Annotated in this window: 22 protein-coding genes; 13 read left to right on the forward strand and 9 right to left on the reverse strand. The window is 68.3% G+C overall.

Going from position 1 to position 22,489, the window contains the following annotated elements; all coding sequences use genetic code 11:
* Positions 1-513: 513 nt before the first annotated feature.
* On the reverse strand, positions 514-1,455 hold the full coding sequence (locus GOAMI_RS11505) for an alpha/beta fold hydrolase (protein ID WP_006436675.1): 942 nt from the start codon (positions 1,453-1,455) through the stop codon (positions 514-516).
* Between the two features lie 268 nt (positions 1,456-1,723).
* On the opposite strand from GOAMI_RS11505, the gene GOAMI_RS11510 reads away from it, so the two are divergent.
* Positions 1,724-2,440 (forward strand): endonuclease/exonuclease/phosphatase family protein, encoded by a 717-nt coding sequence (locus GOAMI_RS11510; RefSeq protein ID WP_006436676.1) that lies wholly within the window; start codon positions 1,724-1,726, stop codon positions 2,438-2,440.
* A 61-nt stretch (positions 2,441-2,501) separates the two neighbouring features.
* Positions 2,502-3,227 (forward strand): NADPH-dependent F420 reductase, encoded by a 726-nt coding sequence (locus GOAMI_RS11515; RefSeq protein ID WP_081598232.1) that lies wholly within the window; start codon positions 2,502-2,504, stop codon positions 3,225-3,227.
* A 120-nt stretch (positions 3,228-3,347) separates the two neighbouring features.
* Here the strand turns inward: GOAMI_RS11515 and GOAMI_RS11520 are convergent, their stop codons facing one another.
* Positions 3,348-3,956 (reverse strand): TetR/AcrR family transcriptional regulator, encoded by a 609-nt coding sequence (locus GOAMI_RS11520; protein ID WP_006436678.1) that lies wholly within the window; start codon positions 3,954-3,956, stop codon positions 3,348-3,350.
* 97 nt (positions 3,957-4,053) lie between these two features.
* Here GOAMI_RS11520 and GOAMI_RS11525 point away from each other — a divergent pair, with 97 nt between their 5' ends.
* On the forward strand, positions 4,054-4,758 hold the full coding sequence (locus tag GOAMI_RS11525; RefSeq protein ID WP_006436679.1) for an SGNH/GDSL hydrolase family protein: 705 nt from the start codon (positions 4,054-4,056) through the stop codon (positions 4,756-4,758).
* Here the strand turns inward: GOAMI_RS11525 and GOAMI_RS11530 are convergent.
* Together GOAMI_RS11530 and GOAMI_RS11535 are read right to left on the reverse strand one after the other, a co-directional pair.
* Entirely contained in the window at positions 4,752-5,237 is a 486-nt protein-coding gene (locus GOAMI_RS11530) for a hypothetical protein (RefSeq protein ID WP_157228308.1), read from the reverse strand. The two genes, GOAMI_RS11525 and GOAMI_RS11530, sit on opposite strands and share 7 nt — an antisense overlap.
* An 87-nt stretch (positions 5,238-5,324) precedes the next feature.
* On the reverse strand, positions 5,325-6,269 hold the full coding sequence (locus GOAMI_RS11535; RefSeq protein WP_006436681.1) for a LysR substrate-binding domain-containing protein: 945 nt from the start codon (positions 6,267-6,269) through the stop codon (positions 5,325-5,327).
* A 41-nt stretch (positions 6,270-6,310) separates the two neighbouring features.
* Between GOAMI_RS11535 and GOAMI_RS11540 the strand changes: the two genes are divergently transcribed.
* A complete protein-coding gene (locus tag GOAMI_RS11540; protein WP_006436682.1) occupies positions 6,311-6,697 on the forward strand; it encodes a DUF5997 family protein in 387 nt (128 codons plus the stop codon).
* A gap of 19 nt (positions 6,698-6,716) precedes the next feature.
* Here the strand turns inward: GOAMI_RS11540 and GOAMI_RS11545 are convergent, their stop codons facing one another.
* Together GOAMI_RS11545 and GOAMI_RS11550 are read right to left on the reverse strand one after the other, a co-directional pair.
* Positions 6,717-7,397: a response regulator gene (locus GOAMI_RS11545; protein ID WP_006436683.1), complete on the reverse strand. Its 681-nt coding sequence runs from the start codon at positions 7,395-7,397 to the stop codon at positions 6,717-6,719.
* Complete coding sequence (locus GOAMI_RS11550) at positions 7,330-8,640, reverse strand: sensor histidine kinase (protein ID WP_006436684.1); 1,311 nt, start codon at positions 8,638-8,640, stop codon at positions 7,330-7,332. Before GOAMI_RS11550 ends, GOAMI_RS11545 begins: the two co-directional genes overlap by 68 nt.
* Positions 8,641-9,673: 1,033 nt before the next feature.
* On the opposite strand from GOAMI_RS11550, the gene GOAMI_RS23465 reads away from it, so the two are divergent.
* Positions 9,674-10,783 (forward strand): NHL repeat-containing protein, encoded by a 1,110-nt coding sequence (locus GOAMI_RS23465; RefSeq protein ID WP_247602989.1) that lies wholly within the window; start codon positions 9,674-9,676, stop codon positions 10,781-10,783.
* Between the two features lie 84 nt (positions 10,784-10,867).
* Here the strand turns inward: GOAMI_RS23465 and GOAMI_RS11560 are convergent, their stop codons facing one another.
* The 3 genes from GOAMI_RS11560 to GOAMI_RS11570 all read right to left on the reverse strand — a co-directional run bounded on the left by GOAMI_RS11560 (position 10,868) and on the right by GOAMI_RS11570 (position 13,832).
* Positions 10,868-12,178 (reverse strand): amidohydrolase family protein, encoded by a 1,311-nt coding sequence (locus GOAMI_RS11560; RefSeq protein WP_006436687.1) that lies wholly within the window; start codon positions 12,176-12,178, stop codon positions 10,868-10,870.
* Positions 12,175-13,155: a PDR/VanB family oxidoreductase gene (locus GOAMI_RS11565; protein ID WP_006436688.1), complete on the reverse strand. Its 981-nt coding sequence runs from the start codon at positions 13,153-13,155 to the stop codon at positions 12,175-12,177. Before GOAMI_RS11565 ends, GOAMI_RS11560 begins: the two co-directional genes overlap by 4 nt.
* A gap of 80 nt (positions 13,156-13,235) precedes the next feature.
* Positions 13,236-13,832: a helix-turn-helix domain-containing protein gene (locus tag GOAMI_RS11570; protein ID WP_006436689.1), complete on the reverse strand. Its 597-nt coding sequence runs from the start codon at positions 13,830-13,832 to the stop codon at positions 13,236-13,238.
* A 254-nt stretch (positions 13,833-14,086) separates the two neighbouring features.
* Between GOAMI_RS11570 and GOAMI_RS11575 the strand changes: the two genes are divergently transcribed.
* From GOAMI_RS11575 to GOAMI_RS11610, 8 genes are all read left to right on the forward strand, one after another.
* Positions 14,087-15,388, forward strand: a complete 1,302-nt coding sequence (locus GOAMI_RS11575; protein ID WP_006436690.1) for an amidohydrolase family protein — start codon at positions 14,087-14,089, stop codon at positions 15,386-15,388.
* A 14-nt stretch (positions 15,389-15,402) separates the two neighbouring features.
* Positions 15,403-16,197 (forward strand): ABC transporter ATP-binding protein, encoded by a 795-nt coding sequence (locus GOAMI_RS11580; protein WP_006436691.1) that lies wholly within the window; start codon positions 15,403-15,405, stop codon positions 16,195-16,197.
* Positions 16,194-17,072 carry an ABC transporter permease gene (locus tag GOAMI_RS11585; RefSeq protein ID WP_006436692.1) on the forward strand — a complete coding sequence of 293 codons (879 nt, stop codon included), beginning with the start codon at positions 16,194-16,196 and terminating at the stop codon, positions 17,070-17,072. Before GOAMI_RS11580 ends, GOAMI_RS11585 begins: the two co-directional genes overlap by 4 nt.
* Before the next feature lie 86 nt (positions 17,073-17,158).
* Positions 17,159-18,337, forward strand: coding sequence for a hypothetical protein (locus GOAMI_RS11590; protein WP_006436693.1), 1,179 nt, complete (start codon positions 17,159-17,161; stop codon positions 18,335-18,337).
* Positions 18,334-19,665, forward strand: coding sequence for an FAD-binding oxidoreductase (locus tag GOAMI_RS11595; protein ID WP_006436694.1), 1,332 nt, complete (start codon positions 18,334-18,336; stop codon positions 19,663-19,665). The genes GOAMI_RS11590 and GOAMI_RS11595 overlap by 4 nt, the downstream gene beginning before the upstream one ends.
* Positions 19,662-20,441 carry a creatininase family protein gene (locus tag GOAMI_RS11600; RefSeq protein ID WP_006436695.1) on the forward strand — a complete coding sequence of 260 codons (780 nt, stop codon included), beginning with the start codon at positions 19,662-19,664 and terminating at the stop codon, positions 20,439-20,441. Before GOAMI_RS11595 ends, GOAMI_RS11600 begins: the two co-directional genes overlap by 4 nt.
* The gene (locus GOAMI_RS11605) at positions 20,438-21,049 is read left to right on the forward strand and encodes a pyridoxamine 5'-phosphate oxidase family protein (protein WP_006436696.1); all 612 of its coding nucleotides are present in this window, start codon (positions 20,438-20,440) and stop codon (positions 21,047-21,049) included. The genes GOAMI_RS11600 and GOAMI_RS11605 overlap by 4 nt, the downstream gene beginning before the upstream one ends.
* Positions 21,046-22,458, forward strand: coding sequence for an amidohydrolase family protein (locus GOAMI_RS11610; protein ID WP_006436697.1), 1,413 nt, complete (start codon positions 21,046-21,048; stop codon positions 22,456-22,458). The genes GOAMI_RS11605 and GOAMI_RS11610 overlap by 4 nt, the downstream gene beginning before the upstream one ends.
* Positions 22,459-22,489: the final 31 nt, after the last annotated feature.

Consider the following 22,489-nt stretch of genomic DNA (forward strand, 5'->3'; position numbering starts at 1 on the left):
CACGGCACAGGAGAACTAGATTGCCAAATCCGTGGCGCTCCTCGTCCGTTTGACTGTCTAGGTACCGAGGACCACCAGGGTTATGAGCGCGTATGTGGCAGACCTCGCCAAGAATCGTCCCGGTCTCGGATGACACCAGTTGTGTCGTGCAGTCTGGCATCGCGCACTGGTTCATCGACACTGCGAAGAGCCGCCGAACAACCGCCTCACGCGGACGGGTAAGGGTCGCCACCAGTTCGATTCTAGGGACTCGATCCAGAACGCCGACGCGTTTCGGGGCCGCAAGGGGCCGCGTCCGAGACCGAATCCCAGCCGTCCGGGACCGAATCGGAGGCGTCCCGAAACGGACCAAAAGCGGCCTGTTTACCTGTTCTGACCAGCGACTACTTGCAAACCACCGGGGCGTCTACCTGCACCGACTCGAACCCACGTGCGGACGCTGAAAATTCTTCCCAAGCTGAATACGCGGGTTCGATTCCCGTCATCGGCTCCACGATCCGGTCACGCTCAGCCCTAAGTCTGGCCGTCGTCTCGACTCAACACCCGGTTCACCGCATCGATGACCGCGTCAGGTCGCTGCGTCTGGAGGTAGTGCGTCGTCCCCGGGACAGTGATCAGTTCTGCATCAGGCAAGCCCGCGACGAACGCGGCCTGCGCCCGAGGCTCGGCGTCGTGCAGGGCTTCGAGGTCGGCCGCCGACATGCCGGCAGGCAAATGGTCGGGCAACGGCTCGTTCACCCCGCGAACGAGGGCCACCACCGGCACCGGGGGCAGCGGAGGCCCACCCTCGATCTCATCGAAAAGCTCATCCATCGAATAGGTTTCGGCGATGTACCCCTCCGGGTAGCTGCCAGGCGTCAACTGCGGATGGGCCATCAGCTCCCACTGTTCCGGGGTCACGCTGTCGCGCAGCACCGGCATCGGCGCGTCGACCAGGACAAGTCCGGCCACGTCAGACGGGTATGTGGCCGCGAACAGCGCCTGGAGCGGCCCTCCCATCGAATGCCCCACCAACACGTATGGTCCGGTTTCACCGGCCGACTCGAGCAGGTCGTGCAGCTCGTCGACCACCTCAGCCGGGTCCCGCGGCATCGCGACCTCGTCACTGCGACCAGGCGTCGGCTCTTCCGCGTCGACGACCACGCCGTCGCGGACCGTCGTGGTGACTAGTGAGCCGGGCCGGTCGTAGGCGCACACCCGCGTCGACTCCGCGAGCGCGGGATGCACTGCCAGAGAATCTGATTCGCTCGAACTCCAGATGTCGCCTGCGTTCCCGAACCCGGATTGCAGGACCACAGTGGGACTTCCGGTTCCGCGACAGTCCAGGTACAGGTGGTGTCCGTCGCCGATGTCCACTCGCCCCGCCGTGTCACTGTTCTGGGTGTCCGTGTCGCACGCACAGATCAGCGCGCCGACCACGAAGCCGACGCACATACCGCGCCACAGACCGATCATCACGCACCTCCGGAGATACCGATCGACCCCCGGACCGTTCTATCCGACCCTAGTCCCCAGCCGTTATGCATTTTTCGGATTCCGTTCGGTTCCGTTCTTCTCTTCAGCCGTGTAGCGGCGCCGCCCGTCGGCTACCGCCCCTGCCGTAGCGCAGGACGATCTCACGATCGCGCGGGTCCGGGCGTTGCTGACGGTGCGCTGATCCGCGGCGGTCACGTGTCGCCCACATGACGAGGTTTCTGCGACACGGCACACCTACACTGCCTATGTGACAACCGAACTGACAGTCGCGACGTGGAACGTCATGTGGGCCACCGGATCAAGTGCCCGTGGCCGGCGAGTCCGGAACATACTGCGTGAGGTCGACGCCGATCTGCTGATCGTCACCGAGGGCCAACGCGATCTGCTTCCCGAAGGTGGTCACATCGTCGACGCCGGGTCCGATTGGGGTTACGACATCACCAAGAGCCCGGAGCGTCGCAAGACGATGCTGTGGTCGCGCAAGCCACTCACCGACGTCACCACCGTGCCCAGCGGTACTGGGGCAGGCCGCGTCCTCGTCGCACACACCGACACACCACTCGGTCAGGTCCGCGTCCTGGCAGTGTGCATCCCCTGGGCGAGTGCTCATGTGAGCACTGGTCGCCGCGACGCGTCGAACTGGTCCGAGCATCTCGAATGCTGCGACCAAATCGAGGTGTTGACGGCAGGGTTCGACCCACGGATACCCACCATCGTGGCCGGAGACTTCAACCAGCGGCTACCGCGGGTGCGGCAGCCGATCCGGGTCCACGAGCGCCTCCTGGAAATGCTGGATCGCTGGACCCCACATACCGCAGGCGACGTCCAGTACGGGCCGCTCATCGATCACATCGCCTCCGACCTGAGCTGCATCAACTTGCGAACCTGGTCCGGCACCGACGACGTGGGAAGGTTGAGCGATCACTCGGGAGTGACATGCACTCTTGTGCGCCGTGACAGTTAGCCCACGAGCCTTCCCTTCGTGACATATCACCCACTCCGCCCCGAAAACCCGGTCCCGGGGAATGCACCTACGCCGACCACCGTTGCGCGAAGAGTCCACGAGATCATCGAAGAAGAGGTACAGCATGAAGATCGGGATCATCGGAGCAGGATTCATCGGCGGAACGCTGACCCGTCGGCTCACCGAACTGGGACATGAGGTCCGCGTATCCAATTCACGAGCACCCGAGACGCTTTCGGAGCTGGCCGCGGAGACCGGCGCCACGGCGGTGTGGGCCAACGAGGCCGCCCGGGACGCCGACCTCGTCATCGTGTCCATCCCGCAGAAGAACACCCCTGACCTGGCCGCGGGCATCGTCGACGCACGTAAACCGGGCGCGCCGGTCATCGAGACCAACAACTACTACCCGCAGCAGCGGGACGGGAAGATCGAGGCGATCGAGAACGGCACCCCGGAAAGCGTCTGGGTGTCCGAACACATCGGTGCGCCCGTGTACAAGGTCTTCAACGGGATCTACTGGAAGCACCTGCTCAAGAAGGGTGTCCCCGCCGGAGCCGAAGGTCGGATCGCACTGCCGATCGCCGGCGACGACGCGGACGGCAAGAAGATCGTGTTCGGCATCGTCGACGAACTCGGTTTCGACCCGGTCGACGCCGGCCCGCTCGCCGAATCTTGGCGCCAGCAGCCGGGAACACCGGTGTACGGCAAGGACTTCGGCGTCGACGACACCCTCGCGGCACTCAAGGAGGCCTCGCCGGAACGAACGCCGGAGTGGCGCGCCGCCTGAATCCCCTACCGCGCAGGCGCGTTCCACGACGCACGGACGAGGGCCGGACGCATCTCGCGTCCGGCCACCTCGCCGTTTACGAGATCACCACGGCCCGACCGCCATCTCGGGCGTGAGCCATCAGTCGCGGAGCAACCCGTCGACGATCGCGCGCGCAGTCTCCAGAGCGGATTCATCACCGAAACGAGCGCCCGTGTTTGCCGCAGCGACGACGGCATCGAGTTGGAACGCAAGGCTGTGCGCATCACGCCCGGCCAGGTGCCCCTCATTCTGCGCGCGCCGGATCTCCTTCTCCAGCAACGCGAACCAGTCACGACGATCGGCGTCGATGGCGTCGCGAACCGGGCCGGTCCGGCTGTCGAACTCCACCGTCGTCGCAACGCGGAAGCAGCCACCCGGTAGAACCGGTGTGGCCACATAGTCGAACCAGCGATCTATCAGCGCCCGTAGCCGCCGAATACCCGGAGGCTCCGCAGACGTCGGCGCGACGACGTGATCGATGAACACCTCACGCGCCGCCTGAACCGCCGCCAACTGCAACTTCTCCTTGGTGCCGAACAGCGTCGCCACCCCGCTCTTGCTCACGCCCAGATCGGTGGCGAGCTTCCCGAGACTCAAGCCGGTGAGCCCCTCCACCGAAGCCACGTCAGCGGCGTGCCGCGCGATCGCCGCGCGAGCCCGCGCCCCCTTGATCAACCGCTGGTCAGACGTCTGCGTCGCTTCAACCACCCCTCCATCCTGGCAGCAAAGTCTTGCCAAGTCGAACGAACGGTCGTACGTTTTCACAATACGCACGACCGTACGTTCTTTTTCTGGAGGAGATCAGATGACCATCGACCAGGCGCAGACCGACACCGAGACGCTGACCGAGGCGAATGACCCGATACTGCTCCCCGCCGCCGCGGCCCGCGAACTACTGAGAGGCCTGCCCTGGCAGCGGTTCGCCGTGGTCGGCGATTCGGTCGCCGCAGGCACCGGCGACCCGTGGCCCGGCTACGAAGACATTCCATGGGCCGACCGCCTCGCGGCGACGATGACCGCCGTACGCCCCGACCTCACCTACCTCAACACCGGCGTGTACGGGGTGACAACCGATCAGGTTCGCCGCGAACAACTCTCGACGGTGCTCGACTTCCGCCCCGATCTGATCCACGTCTCGTCCGGCGCGAACGACCTGCTCCACGGCTCCGACCTGGCGGACGTCGAACGAGACCTCGACTCACTGTGCGCAGTCCTCGCGGCAGGCGGCGCACAGCTGTCCCTGTTCACACTCGCCGATGCGTTCACCGACCGGCTTTCACGCTTCCGGCCCACCTTCGCGGCCTACGCCGACATCGTCCGCCGCGTCGCCGCCACCCACGATGCGATCCTCACCGAGTTCTGGGATCACCCGGCGCGGTTGCGAACCAGCTGGCTGAGCGCCGACCGGATTCACCTGACGAGGGCCGGACACGCGGTGGTCGCCACCGAGGTCACCCGAACGCTGGGCCAGTTCATCCGAACACCGCACCCCTGGCAGCGAACTCAGTAGACGCGCAACACATTCCGCTCCAGCAGATGCGGCCGATCCGTGGTCAGCGTGAATTCGACTGGGCCAGATCCGGTCCGGACAACCCTGGACACCATCTCCTGCGGCGCAGGCGGAACGAGATTCCCGCTCGTCAACCCCGCGACGACCCCGGAGGCACCAGTCCACAGATTCCGCCAGCGCACCGTCGTCGTGACCCGGCACGGCCGCCCGGGATGATCCGACACGCCGACGAAACCACCACCGGCGCTGATGTACACGACGCCGCGATTGTCCTGCGCGGGAAGCCCCGGACCCGGATACGACACCCGCGTCGACACCATCTGTGCGAACACCTGGCCGACGCACGCCGGACCGTATGCGACGGTGGCCGTTCGCAGTTCGGCACGTCGCGGCCCGTCGGCGTTCGCCACTCCCGCCTGCACGCTTGTCGCGGCGGCCGCCGCCAAGGTGACTGCTCCCGCAGTCCGTATCCAGCGCATGATGTTCCCCCGAACGTCGAGATGAGACCTCGTCGGCTCACCGGGATCATCGCGCCGGCCGGCCGTGGGGTTACATCCGTCCGGTCGTCACCGCCGCTTCGGACGCACCCCGGGCTTCTTCCGCGCACTCTTTCCCGGGATCTTGCCCGCCGCCTCGCGCGCGGCACGTTTCGCCGCGGCCTTCTCCTTGGCCGATCGTTTCGGTGCCGGTTCGGACTGTCCCCGCGATGAAGTCGCCTTGCGACCGCGCACGATTCCGATGAACTCGTCGGCCAGTTCGGTGGTCGGAGCGGGCCACAACAGACCGACGGTGCCGGTCGGCGCGTCGGTCACCGGACGGAAGACGAGGTCCTTGCGGTGATGCAGCCGCGCCAGAGATTGGGGAACGAGCAGGACACCTATGCCGGCGGCCACGAGTTCGATTGCATCGCCGGTGGTTTCCGGGCGGTGCTCGACGGCGGTGCCGGGGTGACCTCGATACGCGGCGTCCTCGCTACGCTCGGCCGGCGCTACTCGGCCAGCAGAACCACCCACACCCTCACCCAACTCGGTCGGCGCTACTCGGCCAGCAGAACCACCCACACCCTCACCCAACTCGGTCGGCGCTACTCGGCCGGCAGAACCACCCACACCCTCAGCAGGAGCGTCGAAGCCGGTGACCGGCTCGTCGAGCGGCCACAGGAACTGCTCGTCGGCGAGGTCGGCCAGCGTCAACTCGTCACCCGCAGTGAGCACATGGTCCTTGGGGACCACGACGACGGTGGTCTCCTCGTAGAGCTCGATCGTGTGGTGCGGACCGGCGTCGCCGTGACTCAGGGCGTCGGGCAGACGGGTGATCGCCATCTGCACATCTCCCTGGCCGATGGCCTTCGCGCATTCGGCGACCTCGAGGGCGACGAGCTCCAGCGGGACGTCGGGTCGCCGCTCCTCCCAGATGCGGATCCACTTGCTCGGGGTCACACCGGGGACGTACGCCAGACGGAACGTCGAAGCCCGAAAATCGCCTGCGCGGTCGGGTGTGGTCACGACCAAAGGCTACCGCCCGATACCCTGGGGCAATGAGCTCGCAGTCGATGAAGCCGGCCACCGCCGCCAAGAAGCTGGACGTCTACCTGCCGGCGACCCCTGCCGAGTTCCGCGACGGTTCCATCACCCGCGCCGAACTCGCCGCCCTGCAGGCCGACCCGCCGGAGTGGCTGAAGACCCTCCGCGCGGAGGGACCGCACCCGAAGAACCTGGTCGCGGCCAAGCTCGGTGTCTCCAACTCCGCCCTGGTCCGCAACGGGATCACCGAGGCGCTGACCACCGCGCAGATCAACGAGCTGCTGGCCGACATGCCCGAGTGGCTGGTCGCCGAGCGCGCCACCCAGGTCGAGGTCCGGCGCGAGGAACGACGCGTCAAGTCACTCCACGAGGACCGTCGCCGGGACCGCGAGGAAGCCGAGAACCCCGACGACTGACCCGGCGGTTCCCTCCCGGCTACCGCACCGGTCGTCGCCCCGGCACCACGAGTCCGCATTCATGCGCCACCACCACCAGCTGTGCGCGGTCCCGCGCACCGAACTTCGTCATCGCCCTGTTCACATGGGTTTTCGCGGTCAGCACGCTGATCTGCAGGTGCTCGGCGATCTCGGCGTTGCCGAACCCCTCGGCCACCAGCACCACGACCTCGCGTTCGCGCGGGGTCAACGTCCCGACGATCGCAGACTCGGCGGCCGGGCCGGCCGCCGGCCGGGACAGGAAGTGACTCACCAGCATCCGGGTGGCGGCGCGAGACATCAACGTATCCCCCTGCGCCACCGCACGTATCGCGTCGAGCAGCTCCTGCGGCGAGGCGTCCTTGCCAATGAAACCGCTTGCGCCCGCACGCAATGCGGCGGCGACGTTGTCGTCGTACTCGAAGGTCGTCAGCACCATCACGCGGGTTCCCCGCAGCAGCGGGTCCGAGGTGATCGCCCGGGTGGCCGCGATGCCGTTGATGCCGGGCATCTGGATGTCGGCGACCACGACGTCCGGATGGAACCGGCGGGCAGCCCGAACGGCCTCGCCGCCGTTGGTCGCCTCGGCGACGACCTCGAGATCGGGTTCGGTGTCAACGAGTAGTCGCAGGGTGCTTCGGAACAGCCCCTGGTCGTCGGCCAGCACGATCCGGATGGTCATCGACATCTCCTCCCGCGGTGACCTCGCAGTCATCCGATTCGGTGCCGGTCGGCAGGACGGCGTCGACGACGAACAGGTCGTCGACCCACCGCACGTCGAGGGTCCCGCCGACCGCGACGACCCGCTCGCGCATGCCGATCATTCCGAGTCCGTGCAGGTCACCCCCGTCCCCGGTCCCGCTGACACGGGCGTCGTCGGGTCGCAGCCGATTCTCGACGACGATCGCGACGGCATCGTCGTCGTAGCGGCATCGCACCGCGACCGGCATCCCCGGCGCATGCCGGACCGCGTTGGTGAGCGACTCCTGGATGACCCGGTAGGCAACCTGATCCACGTCGCCGGGCAGCGACCGCTGCTCACCGGCAACCGTCACGACGATGGACGCGCCGGCATTGCGGTAGACCTCGACCATGCCCGGCATGCTCGACATACCGGCGCCGGGTTCGGGCACCGTCAGGGAGTCGCGGCGGAGCATCCCCACCGTCGCCTTCACCTCGCTCAGCGCGGCGCCGGCGATGTCGTGCATCTGCGCCAGCATCTGTTCGGCCACCTCCGGACGGGTGTGCACCAGTCGCTGCGCGGTCCCGATCTGCAGGTTGATGGCGGTGAGATGGTGCGCCACCGCGTCGTGGATGTCGCGGGCGATCCGCATCCGCTCCGCGAGGACCGCCTGGGTGGCCTCCACCTCCCGCTGCGATTCGGCCGCCTCGGCGCGTGCCTCCATCGCCTCCACGTAACCGCTGCGCGCCCGGCCGAGCGCCCCGATGCACGTGCCGAGCAAGAGCCAGCCGACGGCGGCGATCCGCTCGACGGGTAGCCAGTTGTCTCCCCAGATGAACGACGCCGCGAGGATCGCACCGGCCGCCGACACCGTGACGGTCATCGCCCGTCGCATCGGGGAGCGGCCGGCGACGGCGCACAACGCGACCGCCGAAGGCAGGCTCATCGCGGAGTTGAACGAGCCCGTCGCGACGATGTAGATCACCGCTCCGGCAGTCGTTCCCACCACCGACAGCACCGGCACACGGTTCTTGAGCACCAGGAACGCCGACGCCGCGACACCGAGCAACGCCGCAGCGAGGCTCGTGTCGCCCGGCCCGCCGCGCTGGACCACCCGTAACGCGAGCACCGTGCCGACGGCGACCACCACCGTGACGACGATCGACGAGACGAGCGGACGACGCCGCGAGAATCGCACCCACCGTTCGTCGAGGTCCACGCGCGAGAGATTACCGCTGATCACCGGCTTCGCACCCCGCTCGCCGAAATCGCGGCAAATGCGACATATGCAGTACCCCTCGACTACTACGAACGCAGTATGCGAAGGCCGTTACCAGTCCGAACGGGCCTGGCATCGCACGACTGCCCCGCCACGACACACCGGACGGGCACCGGTTCCGGATACGCTCCGGAGCGTTCCCGAGCCACGACCCCCGACACCCGACGTCGGGCAGGTCAGCACGTCCCGCAAGGAGTTCCCGTGCCACTGAAGAGAATCCCCGTCACGCTGCTGGCGACGGTGGGCGCGGTCGCCTCGTTGTGCGTCGTCGGCGTCTCCGATGCCGACGCTGCGCCCGGCGGTGTGGCCGGGGCGGTCGTCACCGACGGTCCCGCGCGGGCGTGGGATGTGCGGGCCTGGATCACCGGTACCGACGCGACGCCGGTGCGCAGCGCCGGGGCCGTCCGCACGGACCGGACCGGTCGCTTCACCCTTCGGCCGACCTCGCAACCCGGCGCAGACGAGGCCTTCTACGTGACGGCCACCCCGGCGGGACAGTCCTCGTCGTTCACCACCCTCGCCGCGATCTCCCCGACCGTGCCCTCACGCCTGACCGTGAACGAGCTGACCACCGTGGCAACGGGTTACGGGATGGCGCAGTTCGTCGATGCCACCCGCATCGGCGGGAAGGCGCCGGGAGTGCGCAACGCTGCATCGATGGCGGGCAACCTGGCCGACCCGACCAGCGGCCGGATCGGCTCCACACTCGCCTCCGCACCGAACGGCGGTCAGACGTCGACACAGGCGGCATTCATCTCCCTGTCCAATGCGCTCGCCGCCTGCACGACCTCTCCCGAGGGCTGCTCCGCCCTGCGCTCGGCGACGACGACGCCGCTGAGCGGCCGGCCGTCGAACATGGTCGAGGCGATGGCCAACATGGCGAAGAGCCCGGAGCACAACCCGGCCGGGCTGTTCGGTGTGACGCTGCGTAGACCCGCACGCGCCGGCGGACTTCCACTCCCGCCCGCCGCCTGGACGCTTGCCCTCCGCTTCGACGGTGGCGGTGGGCTCCTCGCCGGGCCGGGCAACTTCGCCATCGGCCGACGGCGGGGACATCTGGGTCAACGCGAACTATCAGTACAACGCCGACCCGCGAACCCCGGTGTGCGACAGCAAATATCTCTTCCGCTTCGGACCGAACGGCAAACTCGTCGGCGGACGGCCGATCACCGGCGGCGGCCTCAGCGGCGCCGGGTACGGCATCACCCGGGACCATTCCGGTGACATCTGGGTGAGCAACTACGGCTTCGCCGCCCCGGAACCGGGCTGCCCCGCCGACCGCCAGCCGCCGCACAACTCGGTGTCCAAGTTCAGCGCTCAGGGCGAGGTCCTCTCGCCCGCAGCCGGATTCACGCAGGGTTGGATCAGCTGGCCGCAGGGAATGACCACCGACCGCACCGGCTCGGTGTGGACCACCAACTGCGCCACCGACTCGCTCACGGTCTTTCCCGACGGCGACCCCGGCCGCGCCCGCAACATCAAGGTGGGTGTGAAGCAGCCCTTCCACCTCATCGACAACGGCCGGGCTCTCTTCGTCAGCGGACTGCAGAGCAGCTCGATCGCCATGCTGGACCGCTCCGGAAAACCCCTGCGCACGCCGATCACCGGCCCCCACGTCGACAATCCGCTCGGCCTGGCCACCGATGCCCGCGGCAACGTGTGGATCGCCAACTCCGGTGTCATCACCCTGCCCTGTCCCGACCGTCCCACCGGCACCGCATCGGTCGGCTCGGTGTCGGCGCTCGACCCGACGGGCAGGACACTCGTCGGTCCGCTGCGCGGCGGCGGCATCACCATCCCGTGGGGCATCACCACCGATGGCGACGGCAACGTCTGGGTGGGCAACTTCGCCGGTAAGCGGGCCTCGAAGTTCTGCGGTGCGAACGCCGCCACCTGCCCGCCCGGCAAGCGCACCGGCGACGCCATCTCCCCGGAGGTGACCGGATACTTCTTCGACGGACTGGCCCGCAGCACCGGCATCATCGTCGACCCCGCGGGCAACGTGTGGACGACCAACAACTGGAAAGAGGTTCCGCTCCAGACCAATCCGGGCGGACTCCACATCGTCGCCCTGGTGGGTGCCGCGGCTCCGGTCCCGTTGCGCTGACCTCGATACGCGGCGTCCTCGCTGCGCTCGGTCGTCGCTACTCGGCCGACGGGGGCTTACCGGCACCCAGCCATGGTCCACGGGTCAGCTCGACAATCGGTGCTCGAGCATCGTCGTGAGGTCGTTCGCCAGCGCTCGCGAGTCCGCGGTCACCAGCACTCCGTCGCGGACCACCCAGCGGCCACCGACCATCACGTCGCGGGGTCGTCTGCCGGGCCCCGCCCAGAGAAGACCGTCGAGCGGGTCCGGGACGCCGGCGTCGACGACATCGGAGCAGTCCCACACGCACAGATCCGCCGCGGCCCCGAGCCGAAGGTGCCCGAGTTCGGGACGGGCGAGACCCGCCGCCGACCCCTCGGTCGCCATCGCCAGACAGTCGCGGGCCGACACCGGGTCGCCGATCAGTCCGGAGACCTGCATCGCCAGTCGCGCATCCGCGAGGAGGTGGCCGGCATCGTTGCTCCCGCCGCCGCTGGTACCGAGCCCAATGCGTACGCCGGCGCGGCCGAGGGCGGCCACGCGGGCGACACCCCAACCCATCGGCACGTCACACCCCGGGGCGTGGGTTGCGTGGGCACCCGACCTCGCCACCAGATCCAGTTCGTCATCGGTGATCTCGCACAGGTGCGCGACGGTGACATCGGCGGCCAGCCAACCCCAGTCGCCCAGTAGTTCCAGAGGGCGCCGGCCATACCGTTCGGCGGCGACATCGACGTCGATCTGTTCGTTGGCCTGAGTTCGACGACGCAGTCCGAGACGTGCTGCGACATCGGACAGTGCCGCGAAGGTCTCCGGTCCGTCGGCATGGACCCCGGACGGGCCGACGGCGAGTTGGGTCATGCCGTCGACCGACACACCGTCGGTCGCCCCGTGCAGGTGTGCGTCATGGATGTCGACGACCGACTGTGCGGCCGACTCCGGGTCGTCTCGGGCGGTGCCGCGCACGAAGACCAGCCGTGCGCCGACGCGGCGGGCGGCGCCGATGGTCGCGCCCGCCATCGCGACCGGGTCCTGGTCGCGGGGCCACGTGAGGTGGTGGTCGGCGACCGTGGTCACCCCGCACAACAGGGATTCGGCGACACCGACTCCAGCCGCGGTGGCGGTGAGCTCGGGGTCCACCGCGGCCTCGGTGTAGCGCCGCGCCATCCCCGCGAGCCAGTCCCGCATCGGCCGGAATCGACCGTACGGACGTGAGCGAAAGGCACTCTGCAGCAGGTGATGATGGGCATTCACCAATCCGGGTGTGATCACGCACCCCAAGGTGTCGACGACCTCGGCATCCGATGGCGCCGGACCCGACGCGATGACCGCGCCGTCGACGACGATCGGGCCACGCGTCACGGTACTACCGTCCACCAGCACCGCTTCCGCCCCGGTGAGGACGGTCGGCCTCACAGCTCGAGCACCAGACGCCCGCTGGTACAACGTGATACGCAGATCATCATCGACTCGTTCTCGGAGCGTTCCTCCGGCGAGAGCACCGCGTCCCGATGGTCGACCTCACCGCTCACCACCCCGGTCTCGCAGGTGCCGCACATCCCCTCGCGACACGACGAGGGCGCCACCACCCCGGAGCCGTCGAGGGCTTCGAGGATCGTGCGGTCCTCCGGAACCGTCAGCGTCACACCGGACATCGCCAGCGACAGCTCGAACTCCCGGTTGGGAACACTCTCCGCGACCGCCGCCGTGAACCGCTCGGTGAACGAGTCCACCGCCGGTTGCGGTGCACACGCGTCGGCGATCGCGTCGAGCATCGCCGCCGGACCGCAGCCGTACACCGCGGTTCCCCGGGCCGACCCGGTGAGCGCATCGCTCAGAGTCAGCCGGCCCGACACCCGCGACTCATGCACGGTGACGTGGTCAGGATGAGCCGAGACGAGGTCGTCGGCGTACGCCATCTCCGCCCGCGTTCGCCCGATGTACAGCAGTCGCCACGGCCGGCCGGCCGTACGAGCCTCGTCGACCAGCGCGAGTATGGGGGTGATCCCGATCCCACCCGCGACGAACACGTACTCGAGAGCACGGGTGAGCGCGAAATGGTTCCGCGGCAGACTGATCCACGTCTCATCACCCACCGCGAGATCGTCGTGCACCGACACCGAACCGCCGCGGCCGTCGGCCCGGCGTTCGACCACGACCCGGTAGACCCCGGGATCGGCGGGACACAACGAGTACTGGCGCACCACTCCCGAGGGCGCGACGAGGTCGACGTGGGAACCCGCCGACCAGGCGGGGAGCGGGTCACCGGACGCGGCGGTCAGGACGAACTCCTCGACACGCTCGGCGACCGGCCTGCGCGCGGCGACGCGCACACGTAAGGGTTGCGCACGACCAGGAGAAGACAGTGCAACCCCGGAGGAAGACAGGGACATCGGTGGACTCCTCGATTCGGCGAGGCCCGTCCGGCTCCCAGCCACAGGAACCACACCCTCACCGACAGCCGCGACGATCGCTACGACGACGCCTGCACCACGATCAGATGCGCGACATCAGGGCCGACCAGTCGCCACCGATGAGGAATGCCGCCAGCGTAGTAAAGGCTGTCGCCGGTCCGCAATTCGACGATGCGGCCGTCGGACAGATCCACCTCGATCTCACCGGACACCACATGTAGCCACTCATCCTGCTCGTGCCGGTAGAAGTCGCCGAATTCCCTTGCACCCAAAGCATGTTCCTGGGGATAGAACGCCGCGTCACCGTTCACCAGCAGCCGGGCATGCCCGGCGTCGTCCCCCGTCTGCGGGAGCACGGCACCCTGATCGGCGCGCACGATCTGCGCGCCCGGGGGTGCGTCGGCCGGGGCGTTCCCGGCCCGTCCCGGGTCCGCGGCGAGCATGAGACTCACCTGCGTCGTCCCCAGCGCACGGGCGATGCGCTCCAGCGTCGTCATACTCGGCCGCGCGTACCCGCGTTCCAGCTGCGACAGGAAGGAATGCGAGATGCCAGCCTGCGCAGCTAGATTCGCAAGGGTCGTATCCTGCTGTTTGCGTCGCCGGCGGATCTCGGCACCCAGCGACGCCTGCGCCGCATCCGGCTCCTCCAGTGCCATTCGATGCACCTTTCACACTCCGGCGTTGGTTACACATCCGCAGCCGTGGTTAACAGCGAGGCAACAACACGTTCCTATATTCAGGGGTGTTGACGTGGTCAACAAATATCACGAAACCGCTCCCGCCGATCCCAGCCCCGGCGGAACCACCGAGACCGGCGCACCGAGGCGCCGAGATCGATCTCTGCCGCACAGCCCACGAGCGCAACGTCGCACTCACGTCCAGAACCACCGGCCGCCAACGGAGTTCACTCATGCAGGACACGCCGCACGGACCCGTGCACGGCATCACCGCGTCGTTGACCGACGGCACGCTCGCCGATGTCGAGCTGCTGTCCGGTCCCGACGGAGTGGTGCGCGTGGCGAGGATCGCGCCCGTCTCCGACCGGAACCCACGCGATCACACCGCCCGGGCCGACCCGCAGTGGCTCGATCTGCGCGACTTCGTCCTCACCGCGTCCGCCGCCGAACCGCACGCGCACCTGGACAAGGCCTTTTCGTGGACAGAGCTGAATCCGCCGCTCGGCGACCTCGATACGGCGATCACGGTCTGGCGAGCGGGAAGCGTCCGTCTCGACGAGGAGTCCTTCCGCCGGCGGGCGACGCGGGCGATCACCACCCTGCTTCGCAACGGGATCACTGCCGTCCGAACACATGTCGACGTGCCGCCCGGCCCAGACCCGCTCCGGGCCACCCGGGCGCTGGTCGGCGTCCGGGAGGCCATGCGCGACCTGGTCACGATTCAGATCGTCGCGCTGGCGAATCCGCTCACCCCGACCGAGGTCGTCGTCGAAGCACTCGACGCCGGCGCGGACCTGGTGGGCGGAGCACCGCACATCGCCGACGACCCGCGCGCCGAGGTGGCCCGGCTGGTCGGCCTCGCCGAATCCCGCGGAGTCGGCATCGACCTGCACACCGACGAGTTCCTCGACGGCGACCACCACACCATCGACCACTTCGCCGACCGCGTCGCCGACTGGCCCGCGGATCGTCTCCGAACCGCCGGACACTGCTGCCGTCTCGACACCATGCCTCTCGACGAACTGGAACGGGTCGCCGACGCCCTCGCCCGTGCATCGGTGTCGGTGGTCGCGTTGCCGATCACGAACCTCTATCTCCAAGGACGGCACGGCCCGTCGAAAGGACGGCGCGGTATCACCGCGATCGACGTGCTCCGCGATCGCGGTGTCCTCGTCACCGCCGGGGCCGACAACATCCGCGATCCGTTCAACCCGGTGGGACGCGCGGACCCGCTGGAGACCGCGTCGCTCCTGGTCACCGCCGGTCACCAGAGTCCCTACACGGCAATGTCACTGGTCACCGACGCTGCCCGTACCGCGCTCGGCCTCCCCGCCGGCGGACCCGTCGTCGGGGCACGTGCAGATTTCCTCGCGGTCCGGGGCACCGACGTACTCGACACCATCGCGACCGCCCCCGCGGACCGGGTGGTCCTCGTCAACGGTTCGATCGTGGCCCGCACCGAGACCACCACCTGGACCGCAGTCCCGGCCGAGTCCCGCGCCGGCGCCCCTGATCACGCCACACCGGCTCCCTAGGTCCTGGAGACGTCATGACCCCATCAGCGCCGACCCCCTCAGCGCCGACCCCGTCGGCCACACCCCTCGAACTCGGTCATCCGCTCGTCGGTTTCGAGCACGCCGAACTGACCTATCCAGACGGAACCCACGCTCTGCGGGACGTGAACCTGACCGTCCGGGAAGGCGAGTTCGTCAGCGTCGTCGGCCCCTCGGGATGCGGTAAGTCGACCCTGCTGCGACTGTCCTCCGGCCTGGAGACGATCACCGACGGGTACATGCAGTGCGGTGCGGACCGCATCGGTTACGTGTTCCAGGACGCCACACTCCTCCCCTGGCGGTCGGTCGCCGACAACGTCGCCCTGCTCGGCGAACTCGACGGTGTGCCGAAAGCGGAGCGGCGTCAGAGGATTGCCGCTGCGCTGGAGACAGTGGGCCTCAACGGTTTCGAGGATCATCTGCCGCACATGCTCTCCGGCGGCATGCGCATGCGTGTATCGCTCGCCCGGTCGCTCACCCTCGACCCCGACCTGTTCCTCTTCGACGAGCCGTTCGCCGCGCTCGACGAGCTGACCCGCGAACGGCTCGGGGTCGAGCTCACCGAGCTGTTCGCCGTCAAACGCTTTGCGGGCCTGTTCATCACCCACTCCGTGGCCGAAGCAGCATTCCTGTCCACGCGGGTGCTCGTGATGTCCGGGCGTCCCGGCACGATCGTCGACGAGATCGAGATCCCGTTCGACTTCCCACGCTCTCCGGACCTGCGTTTCGAGCCCGAGTTCGCCGCGATCGCCGGTCGGATCTCCCGCTCGCTGAGGGAGGCACACTCATGACGGTCCCCACGGGCACCACGCCCGCCGCCGACACCACGGCGGTCGTCGACACCGGCTCGACCACGGAGCTCGCCGTCGCAGCCGCACGCAAGCGTCGACCACGTTCCCGATCGTTCGTCTCGATCGCGGCGCCACTCGTCGTGCTGGGCATCGTGATCGGTCTCTGGTACCTCGTCACCTACGCGATCCTCGACGAGGGCAGGCGTTTCCTCATGCCGGCTCCGCACCGCGTGGTCACCGACGGCTTGTTCGGCACTGCCGCGCCGTCGATGTGGGAAGCCCTCGGCCGGACGACGACGGTGGCCCTGACCGGTCTGGCCATCGCCGCCGTCATCGGCATCGTGTGGGCGGTGGTGATGTCCCAGTCGCGCATGATGGAGACCGCGTTGTTCCCCTATGCGGTGGTGTTGCAGTGCATACCGATCCTGGCGCTGGTTCCCCTCGTCGGCTTCTGGTTCGGGTTCGGTTTCAGCGCACGGGTTTTCGTGTGTGTGCTCATCGCACTGTTCCCGATCGTGTCCAACACCCTCTTCGGTCTGCGGTCGGTGGATCGGCAGATGCGCGACCTGTTCGCACTGCATCACCCGAGCCGGCTCACCGTGCTGCGCAAACTCGAGTTCCCCGCGGCGATGCCCGCCATCTTCGCCGGACTGCGCATCTCCGCGGGCCTGTCCGTGGTGGGTGCGATCGTCGGCGACTTCTTCTTCAAACAGGGGAACCCCGGCATCGGCATCCTCATCGACAACTACCGGTCACGACTGCAATCCGAAGAGCTGTTCGCCTCCATCGTGCTCGCGTCGTTGCTCGGGGTCGTCGTCTTCTGGCTCTTCGGCCGGCTCGGCAACCGGATCGTCGGCCGCTGGTACCAGCGCTGACACGCCGGCCCGGCCCCCGCTCTCCCGCTCGTCCCGCTCGTACCTGTCCGTTCCCGACCGTAATCGGCTCTACCGAAAAGGAAGTCATGAACACACACGTCTGGCGTCGCCTGTCCAAGGCCACCGGGGTGATGGCCGTCGCCGCGGCCGTCGCCTTCACCGCGGCCTGCGGTTCCGACGACACCGCCGAGTCCTCCGGCTACACCGGTCCGATCGGTCCGGTCGACCTCAGCGCGAACTGCCCGGACAAGGTCGTCATCCAGACGGACTGGAACCCCGAGGCCGAACACGGCCACCTGTATCAGCTGCTCGGACCGGACCCGGTGATCAACGCCGGCAACAAGCGGGTGACGGGACCACTGTTCGACCGCGGCCAGTACACCGGCGTCGACGTCGAGATCCGCGCCGGCGGACCGGCGATCGGCTTCCAGTCGGTCACCTCGCAGATGTACTCCGACCCCGAGATCCTGCTGGGCTACGTCGACACCGACCAGGCGATCCAGAACTCCGAGTCGAACCCGACGGTGGCCGTCATGGCTCCGCTGGACATCAGCCCGCAGATGATCATGTGGGACCCGGCCACCTACCCGCAGGTGAAGGGCATCGGCGACCTCAAGCCGGTCGATGCGCGCGTGCTCTACTTCGAGGGCGCCACCTACATGGACTATCTGACCGGTTCCGGCGTCCTGTCACCGGATCAGGTCGACGGCAGCTACGACGGCACACCCGCGAACTTCGTCGCGGCCGGCGGCAAGACGGCCCAGCAGGGCTACGCCAGCTCCGAGCCCCAGCTCTACGAGGAGGAGGTGGAGGGCTGGAAGAAGCCGGTCTCCTACCAGCTCGTCCACGACGTGGGCTTCCCCACGTACAAGTCCGCGATGGCCGTCCGCGCCGGCGCTCTTGAGGAGAACACCGCCTGCCTCGAGCAGCTCGTCCCCGTCCTCCAGCGCGGCGTGGTCGACTACCTCGCGTCGCCCGAGACCGCCAACAAGGTCGTCCTCGACGCCGTCGAGCAGTACGACACCGGGTGGGTCTACACCCAGCGCAACGCCGACTACGCACTGGAGACCATGGCGCAGCTGAAGCTCATCGGCAACGGCCCGAACGGCACGGTCGGCGACTTCGACACCGCACGCGTGCAGCGGGTGATCGACGTGACCACCCCGATCTTCGACAAGCAGGGCACCCCCGTCGTCGAGGGCATCACCCCGGACACGGTCTCGACCAACCGGTTCATCGACACCTCCGTGGGGTTGCCGTCGTGACCTCCCCGGTGATCGCGGTCGGCACCGACGACGGACGACCCGACTTCGGTCCGGGCGACGTCGACGCGCTGGCCGACGATCTCCTGGCACTTCTCGGACCGCGCGGGATCAGCACGCTACCCCGCGCGCTGGAACGCGCAGGCCGGGACGGGTCGGGGATGAGCCCGATCCTGTCCGCGCAGGATCTCGGGACCCCCGACCTCGTGTGCTACCCGCGCACGGCGGAGGTGGTGCCCGCGATCGTCCGCGCGGCGGTCGCCCGGGGCGTTCCGGTCACCACCCGCGGGAAGGGCACCGGCAACTACGGGCAGGTGATCCCCCGGTTCGGCGGTCTCGTCCTGGACATGACCTCGCTCAACGGGATTCACGAGATCACCGATCAGACGATCACGGCCCAGGCAGGCGCGCGGATGATCAACCTGGAGCAGACCGCCTGGGGTTCCGGAAGTCAGCTGTGGATGTACCCGTCGACGGTGCAGTCCACGCTCGGCGGCTTCCTCGGCGGCGGGTCGGCCGGCACCGGCACGATCGTGCACGGTCGCAATCACGAGGGTTTCGTGACGGCGCTCGACGTCGTCTACGGCACCGAGGACGCCGAACTGGTGCACCTGGAAGGTGATGACGCACAGCCTTTCGTCCACACCTACGGGGTGGCGGGTGTCATCGTGAACGCCTCGGTGCGCGTCGAACCACTCCAGGAATGGCGCTGTGTGTACGCCAGTTTCGGGTCGACCCGGGAGGCCTTCGACGCCGCCCACCGGCTCTCGTCGATCGAGCCGAGACCGCGACTGCTGTCGGCGGACGGTCCCACCGTCGTCGAGGCGCTGCCCGCCGACCCCGCCTTCGTGCGGGGTCGCGCGAATGTCCGCGGAATCATCGACGCGAGAGCACTCGAGGAGTCCACCGATCTCATCGCCGGCGCCGGCGGCCGGGTCGAGGCGGTCCGCGAGGGCATCGCCGAGACGATCAAGCTGTCCACGCTGTCCTACAACCATCCGACCTGGTGGCTGCAGAAAGCGCAGCCGGACAGGTGGTTTCACATGGAGGTCCGCGGCGACGCACTGGTCACCCGCCTCGAGGAGGTGGAGAAGGTCTACGAGGGCGGGATGCTCCACCTAGAGGTCGGTCACGGGATGATGTTCGGGATGCTCAACGGGATCTACTGCAACGCACAGCAGGTCATCGACGGGGTCGCCGCCCTCGAGGAACTCGGGGTCGGCGTCCACTCACCTCACCAGTGGTACGTCGATCTCGACGCCGAACGCGTGCAGGCGCTCGCGGCCCGGACCGACCCGAAAGGCCTTCTGAATCCCGGGAGGTGGATGTGACCGCAGCGTTCGGGTCCCGCCGCTACGCCGAACTCACCACCGCCGAGATCGACTCCGCACTCTCCCGGGACTCGATCCTCGTCCTGCCGACCGGGGCGATCGAACCGCACGGCCCGCATCTCCCGCTGGCGACCGACCTCATCGTCGCCGAGGCCGTGTCGGCCGCCGTCGTCGGACGCGGAGCCGCAGCCGGACATGACGTCTGGCTGCTCCCCGCACTCGGTTACACCAAGTCCGACGAGCATGCCGCACTCCCCGGCACGATGTGGCTGCGACCGTCCACTCTGTTCGAGACCATCGTGGACATCGGGTCGTCGATGGCCGCGACCCCCGCACGACGGCTGCTGTTCCTCAATGCGCACGGCGGCAATTCGGCGCTGATCGAGGTGGCGGCACGTGAACTGCGTCGACGCTTCGGCCTGCAGACGTTCTTCACCTCCGGCCCCGGTCGGGCCGGCCCCACCGAACGAGGACTGGGGATCCATGCCGGGTGGGCCGAGACGTCGATGATGCTGCATCTGCGACCGGATCTCGTCCAGATGGACAAAGCCGTCGCCGCGGTGGCCGACGCGGTGGCCGATTCGAACCACGTCGGCTTCACCAAAGCCGTCAAGTTCGGTTGGCTGTCGACCGATTTCGCCGAGTCCGGGGTCATCGGCGACCCCACCGGGGCAGACGCCGCCATCGGGGCGGAACTCTTCGAGGAGCGCGTCATCGCCCTCGTGGATGCGCTCGCCGACATCGCGACCTTCGACCCCGGACGGGTGCGGCGATGATCACCAGCGGGGTGGAGTTCGGAAGCGATTGTCCGCCCGAGGAATACCGCACCATCGATCCCATGGTGTTGCTCCGACGCTGGCTACCGCCCGCCGACGCCGCCCCCGCACTCATGGCGCTCTCGACTCTCGGGCGCGACGGGTATCCGCGCGTGCGCCACGTGCTGCTCAGTGACGCCGACGACGCCGCGGTGTACTTCCACACCGACAGCCGGTCGTCGAAGGTGGCCGAGCTGGCCGAACTGCCACGGGCCGGGATCGCGGTGGCGTGGCCGCAGCGGGGACGCCAGGTGGTCGCGCACGGCATCGTGCGACGGCCGGCGGAAGACTCTCTCCGCGAGACCTTCTCGCGCCGCACCCGCTACCTGCAGCTGCTCGCCTGGTGCAACGATCACGAGATGTCGGCACTCCCCACCCACGGTCGGCATCGACGATGGGCGGAGTTCGACGCCACCCATCCGACACTGAGCCCGCCGGACACGTGGACGGGTTTCGCCATCGACATCCGCGAGATCGCCTTCTGGCGCGGCGATCCGGACGGCCCCTCGCAACGGGTCCGCTTCACCCGCACCGACCATTCCTGGACATCGGAGGTTCTTCCCGGATGACGGCCACGACCTTTCACAATGCGCTGATCCTGCCGGTCGCGGGAGACAAGCCCTGGTTCCGCGGATGGCTGACCGCGGACGCCGGCGGGCGGATCTCCGGCATCGGCGAGGGCGCCCCACCGGCGGATGCGCCGGGAGTGCGACACGACCTCGAGGGATGTTTCCTCGCACCGGGTTTCGTGTCGGGTCACAGCCACATCTACACCGGCGGCATGCGCGGTGTCGCCGCGGACAGCCCGCTCTACGAATGGGTGTCCCGCAACAGCCTGATGCTGCTCGGCGCCGACGCCGACGACCTCTACTGGATGACCCTGGCCGGCGGCCTGGACCACCTGTCGTCGGGTATCACCTCGGTGTACAACTTCACCCAGTCACGGGTGATCGCACTGTTCGACTACGAGAAGTCGGTGCTCCGCGCCGAACGGATCCACCCCGCCGAGTTCGTCAACCGCCAGGTCGACGGGTTGGCGGCGTCGGGTATCCGGTTCGTCACCAGCGTGCGACTCGACGACGAACAGTTCGCCGAGGACGAGGCCTTCCACGGATTCGACGAGGTCATGCGACATCTCGCCACCGTCGACCCGGCCCTGAACCTGGGCGGCTCGGTGTACGGCTCCGTCCAGTGGTCCTCCGCGCCGGTGACCGCCGAACGCGAACGCGCCCTGATGGATCGGTACGGCATCACCAACCAGGCCCACTTCGTCGAGACCGCGGAGCAGATCGACATCCAGCAGGCCAAATTCGACTGGTACGACGCCGCCGGTGTGCTCGGCCCCGATTTCGCGTTCGGTCACTTTGTGCATCCGACGGACCGGATGGTCGCGCGTGCGCGCGACACCGGTTCGTCCGTCGTCTGGCAACCGATGTCCAACGGTCGGCTCGGCTCCGGCATCGCCGACATCCCGCGCCTCCTCTCCGACGCCGTCACGGTCGGCATGGGTGTCGACGACCAGTCCTGCACGGACGTGTCGGATCCGTTCGAGAACATGCGCACCGGGCTGTTCCTGCAGCGCGGTCTGCGCAGCGATGCCGCGGTGCTGTCCCCGGCGGACGTACTCGCCCTGCACACCATCGGATCGGCCACCGCGATCGGGGTCGCCGACCGGGTCGGCTCCCTGGAGGTCGGGAAGTACGCGGATCTGGTCGTCGTCGATCCGTACTCACCGCACACCGGGCCGATCTGGGACCCGGTTGCCACCTACGTTCTCGGATGCGGACTCCGGAACCTGCGTGAGGTCTTCGTCGGCGGTCGGTCGGTATGGGCACGCGGCGTATCGGACCCGATGCGGTCCGAGGCCGATCTCGAACTCACCGAGCGGATGATCCGCTCGGCGGCCCGCTCGGGGATTCGCCCGGCCGTCTCCCCGCCTGCCGATCGCGCCCGGACTCTCGCCATCCGAAGCAGATGACCTGACCTGCACCTTCTGTCACCCCCGCACG

The organism is Gordonia amicalis NBRC 100051 = JCM 11271 (assembly GCF_000332995.1).
Classification (GTDB): Bacteria; Actinomycetota; Actinomycetes; order Mycobacteriales; family Mycobacteriaceae; genus Gordonia; species Gordonia amicalis.

What these genes read in the sequence shown, in the direction of transcription:
- GOAMI_RS11505 (WP_006436675.1), bottom strand. Translation starts at nt 1,455, where the DNA reads ATGATCGGTCTGTGGCGCGGTATGTGCGTCGGCTTCGTGGTCGGCGCG.
- GOAMI_RS11515 (WP_081598232.1), top strand. Translation starts at nt 2,502, where the DNA reads ATGCACCTACGCCGACCACCGTTGCGCGAAGAGTCCACGAGATCATCG.
- GOAMI_RS11525 (WP_006436679.1), top strand. Translation starts at nt 4,054, where the DNA reads ATGACCATCGACCAGGCGCAGACCGACACCGAGACGCTGACCGAGGCG.
- GOAMI_RS11530 (WP_157228308.1), bottom strand. Translation starts at nt 5,237, where the DNA reads ATGCGCTGGATACGGACTGCGGGAGCAGTCACCTTGGCGGCGGCCGCC.
- GOAMI_RS11540 (WP_006436682.1), top strand. Translation starts at nt 6,311, where the DNA reads ATGAAGCCGGCCACCGCCGCCAAGAAGCTGGACGTCTACCTGCCGGCG.
- GOAMI_RS11545 (WP_006436683.1), bottom strand. Translation starts at nt 7,397, where the DNA reads ATGACCATCCGGATCGTGCTGGCCGACGACCAGGGGCTGTTCCGAAGC.
- GOAMI_RS11565 (WP_006436688.1), bottom strand. Translation starts at nt 13,155, where the DNA reads ATGTCCCTGTCTTCCTCCGGGGTTGCACTGTCTTCTCCTGGTCGTGCG.
- GOAMI_RS11570 (WP_006436689.1), bottom strand. Translation starts at nt 13,832, where the DNA reads ATGGCACTGGAGGAGCCGGATGCGGCGCAGGCGTCGCTGGGTGCCGAG.
- GOAMI_RS11575 (WP_006436690.1), top strand. Translation starts at nt 14,087, where the DNA reads ATGCAGGACACGCCGCACGGACCCGTGCACGGCATCACCGCGTCGTTG.
- GOAMI_RS11580 (WP_006436691.1), top strand. Translation starts at nt 15,403, where the DNA reads ATGACCCCATCAGCGCCGACCCCCTCAGCGCCGACCCCGTCGGCCACA.
- GOAMI_RS11585 (WP_006436692.1), top strand. Translation starts at nt 16,194, where the DNA reads ATGACGGTCCCCACGGGCACCACGCCCGCCGCCGACACCACGGCGGTC.
- GOAMI_RS11590 (WP_006436693.1), top strand. Translation starts at nt 17,159, where the DNA reads ATGAACACACACGTCTGGCGTCGCCTGTCCAAGGCCACCGGGGTGATG.
- GOAMI_RS11605 (WP_006436696.1), top strand. Translation starts at nt 20,438, where the DNA reads ATGATCACCAGCGGGGTGGAGTTCGGAAGCGATTGTCCGCCCGAGGAA.
- GOAMI_RS11610 (WP_006436697.1), top strand. Translation starts at nt 21,046, where the DNA reads ATGACGGCCACGACCTTTCACAATGCGCTGATCCTGCCGGTCGCGGGA.